The following is a 12,210-nucleotide window of genomic DNA, read 5'->3' as shown; positions in this document are numbered from 1 at the left end:
GAACCAGAAGCGATCTCCTTGAAAAGCTCAGATTCAATACCTCAAGTTTACGGTTGCCGAGGTTTTGTACTCAACCGGTGGCGTTAAACCTTGACACAAAAGATCGGTTCGCCTATAGTCCATGCTATAGAAGAGCCAGTCCTTATCCACTTGCAATGTTTTGAAATAATGCCACAAACAGAAATAACGAAAAGGCTGATGCATTTTTCTATCTTTTTTCTTACTTTTGTATTGCTTTGTTTTCAGGGGCATGCCGCTCCTGCTGCTCAATTCGACAAGTCTTCGACGCCGACATTGGCGTTATCTTCCCCGAAGGTTCAAATCCAGGACCATGCCGTCCGAGCCGGACTTTTATACGACCTTTCTACAGACACCGTTGTTTGGAATAAGAATATGCATCAGGCCTATCCCATTGCATCCCTGACCAAAATGATGGTGGGCCTTCTGGCTGTTGAAGATATTCATGCTGGAAAAATATCCTGGAATACTATCATTCAGGTCACTCCCGACGCGACCCGTGTGGGGGGGTTCATGGTTGGGCTGACATCAGGCAGTTCTCTTTCCGTGGCGCATCTTTTGAAAGCCGCCCTCATATCCTCTGGCAATGATGCGGCATATTTGCTGGCGAAATTTTTGGGGGGGACGGAGCGAAAATTCGCGCATCGCATGAATCGACGCGCTCAACAACTGGGGATGGAATCAACCCGTTTTTCCAACGCTACCGGCATGCCTGCACCGAATAGTCGCAATGACAATCATTCCAGTCCTTCGGATCTTCTGATCCTTTGCAAGGAAATACTCAAACATGATGAGTTGCTGCGCATTACCCGCATGAGTGAATCCTCGATCTCTCAAGGTGGAAAAATCATCAGGCTGAGAAACCATAACCGGCTTCTATCTATTTATGAAGATGTGGACGGATTTAAAACAGGCTTTACCAATAATGCAAAATTCTGTCTGGCAGCCACTTCGAACAAGAACGGCCGACGAATTATCGCCATTGCTTTAGGTGTTGATTGCAAGCATGTAAGGAATAAATTTATCGCAAATATACTTTCCCAATCCTATGTTGCCTTGGGTATGGGATCTCTCCAGCCAAAAACCGCCTCTACCATAGCCTACAAACCTAAAGCAAGCCATTCTGGACCCGGCGCTTCAACTATCCATCAGGTAAAAAAGAGAGATACCCTTTATGGTATTGCAAAACTTCATGGATGCTCGCTTGCACAATTAAAAAGTTGGAACCGGCTTCAAGGAAACAAGATCAAACCGGGGCAGAAATTGCACATATACAAAAAAACCCGGGCAATTCATGCCTCCGTGTCTCAACCCGTTGGGTCAACCGTTATTTATTACAAGGTCCAGCCCGGCGACACACTATGGGCAATTTCTCAAAAATACAACAAGGTGTCAGTAGACCGATTAATGCGGCTCAACAGAATAAAACGGGCCAGTGATTTGAAAACCGGCGATACCGTCAAAATCGTTCTCGATATCGGGTAATGGCTGTTCGAGACCCTTCTTCATGGCAACTTAAGGGCTGCAGAAACAATAAATTATTGCAAATTGCGCCGGCGGTAGGTTCGTATTCAAGGCGAGCCGACCGGAGAGCTGTTGGCATCGTTTATAACCGCTTGCGGATTGCGTTTCAATACACTGGTGCATAGTACGATCCCTGTTTTACCTTGATCACTGCGGCGGATCCGCTGCGTCAAAAAGAACGCCGGCACTATCCCGTTCATCCAGCACCTCCCGAACAGCCCCAGCCAAATCCCGAAAAGAAACCGGTTTCATGAGCAATCTTTTAAATCCGAGTTTGACGGCCTTGTCGCGGTCCATGCCCTCGCTGAACCCAGTCATGATGATAACGGGAAAGTCCGGGTAGATTTGGGCCGCCTGCATTCGCAGTTCAATGCCGGTCATATGCGGCATGTTCATATCCGTAATCAGAAGGTCGAAATGGCGAGGTTTGGCCCTGATCAGCGCCAACGCTTCCAGGCTGCTGGTTCTGAACTCGACAACATAGTGCATTCTCTCGAGCACGTCCTTCATCATTTCTATGATCGCCGGTTCATCGTCCACCAGAAGGATTCTTTCCGATCCGCCGGCAATTTGTCGGGCCGTCTCGCCGGTCATATCGGCATCCGCGATCGCGAGGGGCAGATACACATGAAAACTCGACCCGTTTCCGGGTTCACTTTCTACCGTGACGCAGCCCTTATGACCGCTGACAATACCGTGAACCACGGACAGCCCCAGGCCGGATCCCCGGTCTTTTTTGGTGGTAAAATAGGGCTGAAAAATTCGTTCGAGCACCTGCTGATCCATGCCGTGGCCGGTGTCCGTTACGGTGATGAGCAAGTAATTTCCCGGCTCTATTTCAGGGTGCAATTCGGCGAATTTTTCATCCAGGTGCCTATTGGCCACGGTGACGTCGATAAGGCCGTTTCCCGAGGTAATGGCATGATACGCGTTGGTGCACAGGTTGATGATGATCTGATGTATCTGGGTCGCATCGGCAATCACCGTGTCCTTGTCGGCTTTGATGTGCTGTCGGATTTCAATTCTTGCGGGAACAGTGGCGCGAAGCAGTTTCAGGGCTTCCATGATGATTGGTATGATCAAAACGGGTTGTTTTGAGTCTTCGGATTGACGGCTGAAAGTCAGAATCTGATGGATAAGATCCTTGGCCCTGTGTATCGCTTTGCGAATTTGTTCCAGATAAGAATTTGATTTTTGATCCCAGGAGATTTCCTGCAGCTGCAATAGATCGGTATATCCAAGAATGCCGCCTAAAATATTATTGAAATCGTGAGCGATGCCGCCGGCGAGGGTGCCGATGGCTTCGAGTTTCTGCGACTGTTGATGCTGCTTGTCGGTCAGCATCCGTTGTTGTTCGGCTTCAATCCGCTCGGTTATGTCCCTGATAACCATCAAGGATACTTTTTGTCCCTGCAGTTCAAAATGCCGGGCCTTTATTTCGCACGGAAAAATGGTGCCGTCTTTTTTCCGAAGATATCGGATCGGTGTCCGTTGAATCCGGTTACGCATAAACGCAAGGGTTCTTTCCGGTTCGGCCGATAGTGGTAAAGCGTTCGCACCCAACAAGTCCTCCCGGGAATAGCCAAACAATTCGGTGGCGGCCTGGTTGACCTCAAGAATCCGAAAGGTTTCGCTTTCGAGCAGGGCAAGGCAATCCGACTCCATTTCGAAGAGCGTACGATATTTCGTTTCGCTCATTTGAAGGCGTTCATCGAGAATATGACGTTCGTTAAGTTGCAGGGCAAGGCCCCTGCTCAAATCACTCAGCCGGCCGACCATCACGATGGTGATCAGGCCGGCAAACGGCCCGATCAAACCGCCTTCAAATTGAAAATGGAATTTTTCGTGAAGCAATAAATTGATCAGGAAAGTAACGGCCCCGGTAGCCAGCCCCCCCCATAGGCCCCATAACAGTGCGGCAAGCAGAAGGTAAACGATAGGCAGGAGCCGCACGGCGGGGCCAAGGGTCTCAAAAAGGTAGGGAAAGGCGATCGCGTAGGAGAGCATCAAGCCGGCAATGAAAACAAGAGAGGCGGTGTTGACCAGGTAATTTTCTCTACCCCAGTTATTCGTCAAAAGAATGAATTTTGTCATGGCCCTTTTGCTCCCTTGATTCGTTCATGCTTTATTCCTGTTCAAAAGGCTGACGGTTAGCCGCTTGACGGTTTCCATTTCGTCCGTCCGGCCGATGGCGACCATTTACGTCAGACGGATAGCTTCTTCGCCACTTGCGCAACGTGCGTTCCCTGAAACCGGGCGATTTTTATCTCGTTCTCGGACGGCTGGCGGCTGCCGTCCGCTCCGGCAAGGGTGCCTGCCCCATAGGGGGACCCGCCGGTGATCTCACTCATATTCGTGAGCTCTTGGCAGGAATAGGGAACCCCCACGATGATCATGCCGTGATGCAGCAGTGTTGAATGAAACGAGGTGATCGTGGTTTCCTGCCCGCCGTGCTGTGTCCCCGTTGAGGTAAAGACACTGCCCACCTTGCCGACCAACTTTCCGCCGGCCCATAGCCCGCCGGTCTGGTCCAGAAAATTGCGCATTTGCGCGCACATATTGCCAAAACGCGTCGGCGTGCCGAATAGGACGGCATCGTATTCCGCCAGTTCGCCCGGTGTTGCAACCGGCGCCGCCTGGTCCAACTTGGCGCCGGCCTTTCGTGCCACATCTTCCGGAAGCAGTTCGGGCACACGTTTGACGATCACCTCGATACCCTCGACGCTGAGCGCGCCTTCAGCCACCGCATACGCCATGGTTTCGATGTGGCCGTACATGCTGTAATAAAGAATGAGAATTTTTGTCATTTTGTGCCTCCTGTTTCATTGTGTTGCCGTCAGTGTGCCTAAAGGCCAAGACCGTCGCCCGGGTCAAACCAAGTTATCATGCGGGATCTTGGCGGGCGTGCGCGGCCAATTACGAGCCGCCGCAAGCGCTGGTGTCGTTATGTTTTTTCTCTGTATTCAACAAACCCATCCATCAATTCCTTGAACGATTTGGGGCTATATTTTTCAAAACTGTCTTCGTCGACAAACACGCAGTCAAATACGGTCATCTGCTGTGACCGATTGATGTCTTCGCACCATTGCCGCAACCGGGCCATTTTAAGCGGGACTTCGAGGTCTTCCCGGCCTTTGGTTTCGACAATGACGGTATGGTTGTCAGAGAGCTTGACGATGAAGTCCGGGTAATAATTCGAGATATCCCCATCGGCGGTCACATAGTCCAACTTGAAATGTACGGCCAAGTAATTCTTCGCGTAAGAAATCACATCCTTGCAATCTTCCAGGAATGCGGCAAAGCGAAGCTCCAGGTGGCTGTCACCAATGATTCGGTTGAAAACGCTCTTCTTCGGGACCAGATAGCCCTGGTCTTTGGCCACAAAGGGGCGGGTTTGACGTAGCTTGATGGTGTCGCGGATTTCGGCGTTGCCTTTGTCTTGCACGGTCAATGCGTTGATGACTTTTTTAAAAGTTTCGAAAAGCATTTTGGTGGTGGCCATCTCGGACAGGTTGCGCAAGGTGTTGGCGCTTTCGAGATTAACCGCCCGGTCAAAGAGTTCGTCCTGAACAAAGGCTTTGACTTTGCCGTAGAGAACATCGTAGCCGCTGACCAAGCGAAGGTCTTTCATGAGGGTTTGCGCAAAGTAGCCGATCACACTGCGGTAATCCGCGACGCCGGCGGTGTCGAGAAGGGTGGTATGGGACACTTCGCCGGTGGTGATGTCTTTGAAGACAATTTCCCGCTGTTCTTCATCGCTGAACTGCCGGTAGGCCATGTGCTGGTGGCCCTGGGCGGCCACGTTCAGATCGTTGAGGTTCTTGTATTCCCGGTAGACGCGGGGGGTGAGGACCGGGATTTCAATGTCGAGAGCGGCGATGTTCTTCGTTTCATTCCCGTTGTCAACTTCCACCACCAGCGGCGTTTTGGGCTCAGTCCCCGCGCCCATGGCCTTGCGTTCCAGGACCACGCCTTCAGCCTGGATCGATTCAACGAAGTCCATAAAGGCATCTGTGCCGACGACGCTGACATATTCTTCAGTGCCGTCCGGGTACATCTTGCGGAGCCCGCGGCCGAGCGTCTGTTCCGGGAGGATGTTGCTTTTGGCTGAATAGGCGCGCAAGCCCACGATGGTGGTGACATTGCGCACATCCCAGCCTTCTTTCAGCATCATGACCGAGATGATCGCCTTAAAGGGGTTGTCGGCCGCGTCAATGTCATTGGCCTGTCTGCGCAAGGCGTCCAGTTCTTCTTTGGCCTTGCCGGACCGGGCTTCGGAAATCTCGCCGTTGTTTTTTGTGTGGATGACGAGAACGGAATCTTTCAAGTCCGGATAATGACCTTCCAGGTACTCGGCCACATCATCGCAGTTGCGGGTGTCGTCGGTCATGACGAACAGGATGGCTTTCTTGCCGAGCTTCTTATGTTCGGCATGAGCCTTGCGCCATTCGATGACCCCAAGATCGATGTAGTCGGCGTATTTTTCGGTATATTTGGCGCTTTGCCGTTCAGTGAGTTTTGCGCGGCTGGGCGCATCGGGCAGGACGGGGTGTTTGACCACGTTTTGCGAGATGGCTTCGACCAAAGGGTAATCGGCGACGGTCTGAACGAAGATAGCGCCGTTATTATGTTTCGGGGTAGCGGTGACATCAAGCTGAAGGGAGAGGGCGGCATCTTTCTGTTTGAGGCGGTTGTGGATGTCTTCGATGGATTTGAACCAGGCCATGCCGGGATCATGCATATGATGCGCTTCATCATTTAAAATCATGAGCTCGTTGATATCGCGCACGATCATGCTCAAATCCACCTTGGAATCCGTGGTTGCGCCAGTCGGCCGCTTGCCCAGGAAATAGTCCATGCTGTTTTCGTCGTCGGGCGAGGGCGGGATATCGTTGCCCGCATAGACGCGGTGAATATTGGTCAGAAAGATATTGCCGGTCGGCCGGGTGATCGTGACCTCATCCTGTTTATGCAGGGTGAGTTGAAAATCGTCGCGCCAGTTGCGGCCGTCCACGCCGTTATCGGGGAGCGCCGGATCCGCAAAGAAAATCCGAAGTCCCTGAAAGTCTCGATAAATGCGATCGAGCACGATAATGTTGGGGGTGATGACCAGAAAGTTTCGGGCCAGTTGGGAATCGGGCTCATAGCGTTTATGAAAAAAGCTCCACACCAGGGCAAGGCTTAAGATCTTTGTCTTGCCGCTTCCGGTAGCCATCTTGATCACAAAGCGCCGCCATGTCTCGTCAAACATGCTGCCGGATACAAGGCCGCCGGCGTCAAAGCGCATCATATCGTGCTTATCCTGAACGCCTGCAACGTCGTACAGGAAAACGATTGTTTCCAATGCTTCACGCTGGGCGAAATAATACTGAAACCGGGACATGGTCCCATCTGCCTGCTCAAGCATGTGCGGCGTGTTGAACCACCAGTTGAGAAGGCTCCTGCTGGTATCGGCCGCGCCCGCATAGCCGCTGTCGCGGAACGTCTTCACCTTCCTGCGGAGTTGTGAGACCAGGGGCGGCATGAGTTTTTCCATGCTTGTTTCGCGCAAGGCCTCATCGGCCGGAAACCAGCGAATGTCCGGGTCGAGGACGGCGTGGGGGGAATCGGGGAAGTTCTTGTGCAAGGCCATTATTTGTCCCCCGTTACAAGGCGCTTGAGCCCGGTTTCGTTTGTCAAAATTTTCATCTGCTGTATGGCAATCCGGTTCAGCTGACGGAGCCGCTCTGCCTGCGGCGTCTTTTCCTGGATAAAAAGCGCGTTCAGGTTTTCCAGGTTGGACAGGCACACGAGTTGGGATATATTCGCGTAATCTCTAATATTGCCCTTATCGCCCGGATGGTCGTCGCGCCATTGTTTGGCGGTCATGCCGAACAAGGCCATATTTAAAACATCCGCTTCCGAGGCGTAAACCAAGTTTATCTGATGTGGCGTGAGTGCCCGCGGGATCAAGTTCTCTTTGATGGCATCGGTGTGAATCCGGTAGTTTATTTTGGCGAGGTTTCGCTTAATATCCCACCCCAGTTGTTTGAGTTCCTCCTCCTTCAGCCGCTGAAACTCCTTGATCAGGTAGAGCTTAAACTCCACCGACACCCACGAGGCGAACTCAAAGGCAATGTCTTTATGGGCGAAAGTGCCGCCATATCGTCCTCGTTTAGATATGATGCCGATGGCCCCTGTGGCGGTTATCCATTGCGTTGGCGTAAGGACGAAGCTGTTCAAACCAGCCTGTTTTTTAAACCCCTCGAATTCGAGGGGTTTAAAATCCGGATTGTTGAGCTTCTCCCAGATGCCCAAAAATTCGATGGTATTTCGGTTGCGAATCCAGTTCTGAATCACATGATCCGTCCGTTCCGGTTCCTGATAACGGGCAATATCGGTGATGCAAATATAATCATCCTCGTGCATTCTTTGCACGGTGACGGTCTCTTTCAAGACTTCAATTTGTTTAATTTTGTTCATACCCGAACCTCCACAATGGTCATGGTATCGTTGCCGAAGATATCCACCACCTTGACCGCGATCTTACGCCGTCCGGGAGGGCACTCATGGAAAACGCTCGTCAGTTCCAGGGTGCGGTCTTTTTTGGTCCGGAAGGATTGCCATTCGTTTTCAAAGATGTAGTCCCCGGTCCAACGTTCTTCCCATTGGCCGGTGTCTTCGTTCCGGACCCGGATAATTTCACGCTTGCTCTCGAAATTGAAATCCACGGCCCAGTAATCGATCCAGTCGGTCCAGGTCTTTGTAAGCACCTCGCGGGTGACAATGCCGTCCTTGTCCTTGCTCACCTTCACGATCTGCCCCTTTTCCACCACGATGCGGCTGGCCTTGTTCTTGATGGCAGCCTCGGCGTTGGCAATCGAGTCCTGAGAATAAAACACTGAAAAGTCAGTCAGTTCCACCGCAATTGAGGCGGGTTTTTTCTTTTTACCTGCCTTTACAATCGGCTTGACCTCAATGAACGCCACATCGTGAAACACGACCTGGTTCTTCTCCACCGCCCGCTTATCGAAAACCTCGGCCGGGATGTATTTCGGGGCAATGTCAATGCCCTTGGCGCGCGCCTCGTCCAGCACGTTCGGGAAAAGCCCCATTTCAAATTCAAAGCCCAGGATGTCCACTTTCGTAATATGCTTCTTGCGGCATTCCAGAATAACCTCTTCCACAAACAGCCGCGTCACCGGCAGGTTGACCGGGCCGACGGCCACGAGCCGACCGGCCTTCTTGCCGTGGAAAGCGGCGAAGTTTTCCACCTTCTCCGCCCGGTAAGCCTTGAGGATGAGATCGACAAAGGCCTTTTCTTTCTCCTCGATCATCCGCCGCGTCATCTCCGCCCGTTGTTCATCCGCAGATGGCGCAGATTGTCGCAGATTATTTTTTACTTTTTCTCTTAAATCTGCGTCCATCTGCGTAATCTGCGGATTGATGCCGATGTAATGTTGACGTTCATACTTGCCCAGGTTGAGAATCTCAAAGGCCCGGTAGTCCTTTCCGTCCTCCTTAAGCTTGCGCTGCACCCCGATCAGGCGCTTGCGGGTGGTGTGGATGGCGAACTTGCCCAGGTCGGTGGCGATCCACTTGCGGCCAAGCTTTTCGGCAACGGCGGCTGTGGTGCCGGAGCCGCAGAAAAAATCGGCTACGAGGTCGCCTTCGTTGGAAGATACTTTGATAATTCGTTCGAGGAGGGCTTCGGGTTTTTGCGTGGGGTAATCAATTCTTTCAGCGGAAGTATTCCCAACACGCCCGATATCTGTCCAATTCGCAATTAACCTTTTCCCACCTTTCGTTTCATCTAAGTAGGTTTTCAACCCATCTAACCGAGGAGTTCCATCCTGTTTGAGCAAAATACGGCCTTCATTCCACCACATTTCGAGTTTCTCTAAATCTGCTCCCCATGAACGATTATCCGGTGGTTTTGTCCCTCTCCATTCAAATTGTCTATTTGGATTTTTACCTGAAAAAGTTAAGTCTCTACCTGTGAAAAGCCGCCCATTCACATCTTTTTTGTACCTACTCAATTGAGCATCACTATAATCTGTATATTGCTCATTAAATGTATACTTGTTGCCGACTGAATAAAACCAAATAGTATCGTTCGACCGAATATATCCATCTGTTTTCATATTATGTGCATTGGTTCGTTGCCACACTATTTCATTGCACAACCGTTCTGAACCAAGAACCTCATCCAGCACCAGCCGAATATGACTATTCACCCGCCAATCACAATGCACATAAATGCTCCCATCCTCCGCCAGCAGATCCCGCATCAACACCAGCCGTTCATAGATCATGGCAATGAAGGAATCCGCGCCCCTGCCCCAGGTGTCACGGTAGGCGATTTCTTCAAGGATGTTGGGCTTCTTGGTGAAGGTGTCTGTTTTATCTCCTGAGCCGATCTCGATATCCATGGAAAAATCCGCGCCCACGTCAAATGGCGGGTCGATGTAAATCAGCTTCAGACCGCCCTGTTTTTCGATCTCTTCGCGGAGCGGCCCGTTCTTGAGTGATGACAGGATCAACTTGTTGTCGCCCCAGATCAGCTTGTTCGTCCACCCCTTTAGCTGACGGCCGCGCTCGTCAAAGAGGGACATCTGCGCTTCGGTATCCTCAGGTTTTTCGGCTCTTGGTTCGTCCACCTGCTCGATCACCTGAAACGGAAGAACGATATTGCAGACCTCGTTGGTCTTGCCGTTCCAGACCAGCTCCACCTCGCGCTTCTCGTCGAAAAGAAGAAAACGGTATTTGTCCGGCAATGGCTTATCCGCTTCGATGTAGCGGATAAGCTCCTGTTGTTCCTGTTCAGTCAGTCTCGGCATTTGTTTGTCCTTCATTCACTTCCTGATGGTATCCGCCTTTAAGACATAACACTATTCTTTACGTCCTAGAAAATTTAGCGAATACGGCTCGATCAGTCATATAAACAAAAACAACAAGAAATATGAATGGCTAATATGTGATTGAAAAACAATTAGATAAAAGAGTTAAAGGAAATAATGCCATCAGGATAGCGCTCCCGCTGAATTCAATCAAAAAAGGCTCTGTTTGCTTATAGTTAAGTTTAGATTTGTGTCAATAGGCACAAATGCCTATAGGTTGAGCCCAAAAACGATATTTATCCAAAAAATTTAATAGGATTTGGCAATAATTCTAACAACAGCGGTGAGAAAAATTTTCGAGGTTGTTTCATGGAAACGGATTAAAGTAAAAAAGGTCGGGGGCTGGTGCACCGGGTGGATTTTTTGTTTTGGTCCCCCACCAGAGAGGGGGACCAAAACAAATTGCTTTAAATGGTAGGCACGATTGGGTTTGAACCAACGACTTCTACCGTGTCAGGGTAGCGCTCTCCCACTGAGCTACGTGCCTTAATAATGGGCTCTCCGATAACATTTGAATCCGGGATCTGTCAAGGGAAATAAGCCCCTCCGGCCGCGATTGAATTGGGGCGGCGCGGATTTTGGGCGCCGGGCGGGGGAACAAATGCCGCGATAAGGCGCAGCAAAACCATTGACAGGAAAAAAATCTTTATTCTATATTAGCGATCGATTTTGTTTTAACAATTAAAAACAGTTGCTTAATTTGAGAAAGGATTTGGCATGCCGATTTATGAGTTTTATTGTGGGGTTTGCCATACCATTTATAATTTTTTTTCCAAAACCGTCAACACCGCCGCCGTGCCTTTTTGCCCGAAGTGCAAGAGCGACACCCTGACCCGCCAGGTATCCGTTTTCGCGGTGACCGGTCGGGCCTCCGATGAGGCCGACACGGATATGCCGATCGATGAGCAAAAACTGGAGCGCGCCATGGCGCTGCTCGGCCGGGAAGCGGAACATATCAATGAGGAAGATCCCCGTCAGGCCGCCGATTTAATGCGAAAACTCACCGACATGACAGGGCTTGAACTGGGGCCGGGCATGAGCGAAGCCCTTCGCCGCATGGCGCAAGGAGAAGACCCGGATTCCATTGAAGCGGAGATGGGCGATGTACTGGAAAGCGAGGATCCTTTCATTCTGCCGGATGGCAAAGGAAAAACGGGCCCGGCCCAGAGGCGCTCCTTGCCGGCAAAGGATGATACGCTTTACGACCTGCTGTGATGCCTGACGGATCAACAAAGGACGGGATGAAACATGCAAAAATCGATTCTCGATAAAATGGAAATTGTTTGCGGTGACATTACCCGCTTGAAAGTGGATGCCATTGTCAATGCCGCCAATAAATCGCTGCTGGGCGGCGGCGGCGTGGACGGCGCCATTCACCGGGCTGCAGGTCCGGAGTTGTTGGCAGAATGCCGAACCCTGGGCGGATGTGCCACCGGAGAAGCTAAGATCACTAAAGGATATCATCTGCCGGCCCGATATGTTATCCATACGGTCGGGCCGGTTTACAGTGGAACCGAAAAGGATGCCATTCTACTGTCCGCCTGTTACAAAAACAGCCTGAATCTGGCGGCGGCGCATTCACTGACCACCATTGCGTTTCCCGCCATCAGTTGTGGTGTTTACGGGTATCCGATGAATGCGGCCGCCCGTATCGCGATTCGCACAACGGGTGAATTTCTGGCTAAAAACGATTTAATCAAAAAAGTAAGTTTTGTTTTGTTTTCCGAAAAGGACGAAAGGATTTATCGCGATCTCCTTTTGAGCAAAACGTAACAAACAAGGAGAGTCG

At 51.0% G+C, this 12,210-nt stretch carries 8 protein-coding genes and 1 tRNA gene; 3 read left to right on the top strand and 6 right to left on the bottom strand.

What is annotated here, in order from left to right; translation table 11 throughout:
* Positions 1 to 90 precede the first annotated feature (90 nt).
* Positions 91 to 1,503, top strand: coding sequence for a LysM peptidoglycan-binding domain-containing protein (locus tag RBT11_03290; GenBank protein ID MDX9785777.1), 1,413 nt, complete (start codon positions 91 to 93; stop codon positions 1,501 to 1,503).
* A gap of 186 nt (positions 1,504 to 1,689) precedes the next feature.
* Here the strand turns inward: RBT11_03290 and RBT11_03285 are convergent, their stop codons facing one another.
* The 6 genes from RBT11_03285 to RBT11_03260 all read right to left on the bottom strand — a co-directional run bounded on the left by RBT11_03285 (position 1,690) and on the right by RBT11_03260 (position 10,908).
* Complete coding sequence (locus RBT11_03285) at positions 1,690 to 3,636, bottom strand: response regulator (GenBank protein MDX9785776.1); 1,947 nt, start codon at positions 3,634 to 3,636, stop codon at positions 1,690 to 1,692.
* A 110-nt stretch (positions 3,637 to 3,746) separates the two neighbouring features.
* On the bottom strand, positions 3,747 to 4,349 hold the full coding sequence (gene wrbA / locus RBT11_03280) for an NAD(P)H:quinone oxidoreductase (protein ID MDX9785775.1): 603 nt from the start codon (positions 4,347 to 4,349) through the stop codon (positions 3,747 to 3,749).
* A gap of 137 nt (positions 4,350 to 4,486) precedes the next feature.
* On the bottom strand, positions 4,487 to 7,174 hold the full coding sequence (locus tag RBT11_03275) for a DEAD/DEAH box helicase family protein (GenBank protein ID MDX9785774.1): 2,688 nt from the start codon (positions 7,172 to 7,174) through the stop codon (positions 4,487 to 4,489).
* The gene (locus tag RBT11_03270; GenBank protein ID MDX9785773.1) at positions 7,174 to 8,004 is read right to left on the bottom strand and encodes a KilA-N domain-containing protein; all 831 of its coding nucleotides are present in this window, start codon (positions 8,002 to 8,004) and stop codon (positions 7,174 to 7,176) included. The genes RBT11_03275 and RBT11_03270 overlap by 1 nt, the downstream gene beginning before the upstream one ends.
* Positions 8,001 to 10,376 (bottom strand): site-specific DNA-methyltransferase, encoded by a 2,376-nt coding sequence (locus RBT11_03265; GenBank protein MDX9785772.1) that lies wholly within the window; start codon positions 10,374 to 10,376, stop codon positions 8,001 to 8,003. Before RBT11_03265 ends, RBT11_03270 begins: the two co-directional genes overlap by 4 nt.
* Positions 10,377 to 10,833: 457 nt before the next feature.
* Positions 10,834 to 10,908, bottom strand: a tRNA-Val gene (locus tag RBT11_03260).
* 230 nt (positions 10,909 to 11,138) lie between these two features.
* On the opposite strand from RBT11_03260, the gene RBT11_03255 reads away from it, so the two are divergent.
* Positions 11,139 to 11,636 carry a zinc ribbon domain-containing protein gene (locus RBT11_03255; GenBank protein ID MDX9785771.1) on the top strand — a complete coding sequence of 166 codons (498 nt, stop codon included), beginning with the start codon at positions 11,139 to 11,141 and terminating at the stop codon, positions 11,634 to 11,636.
* Between the two features lie 33 nt (positions 11,637 to 11,669).
* Positions 11,670 to 12,194 (top strand): O-acetyl-ADP-ribose deacetylase, encoded by a 525-nt coding sequence (locus RBT11_03250; GenBank protein ID MDX9785770.1) that lies wholly within the window; start codon positions 11,670 to 11,672, stop codon positions 12,192 to 12,194.
* Positions 12,195 to 12,210 lie beyond the last annotated feature (16 nt).

Source organism: Desulfobacterales bacterium, assembly GCA_034003325.1.
Taxonomy (GTDB): Bacteria; Desulfobacterota; Desulfobacteria; order Desulfobacterales; family JAFDDL01; genus JAVEYW01.
This window is presented reverse-complemented; position numbering and strand designations above follow the sequence as displayed.

Bases quoted from the DNA above. Each gene is read 5' to 3' on its own strand.
- RBT11_03285 (MDX9785776.1), bottom strand. From the start codon at position 3,636: ATGACAAAATTCATTCTTTTGACGAATAACTGGGGTAGAGAAAATTAC.
- wrbA (MDX9785775.1), bottom strand. From the start codon at position 4,349: ATGACAAAAATTCTCATTCTTTATTACAGCATGTACGGCCACATCGAA.
- RBT11_03275 (MDX9785774.1), bottom strand. From the start codon at position 7,174: ATGGCCTTGCACAAGAACTTCCCCGATTCCCCCCACGCCGTCCTCGAC.
- RBT11_03270 (MDX9785773.1), bottom strand. From the start codon at position 8,004: ATGAACAAAATTAAACAAATTGAAGTCTTGAAAGAGACCGTCACCGTG.
- RBT11_03265 (MDX9785772.1), bottom strand. From the start codon at position 10,376: ATGAAGGACAAACAAATGCCGAGACTGACTGAACAGGAACAACAGGAG.
- RBT11_03255 (MDX9785771.1), top strand. From the start codon at position 11,139: ATGCCGATTTATGAGTTTTATTGTGGGGTTTGCCATACCATTTATAAT.
- RBT11_03250 (MDX9785770.1), top strand. From the start codon at position 11,670: ATGCAAAAATCGATTCTCGATAAAATGGAAATTGTTTGCGGTGACATT.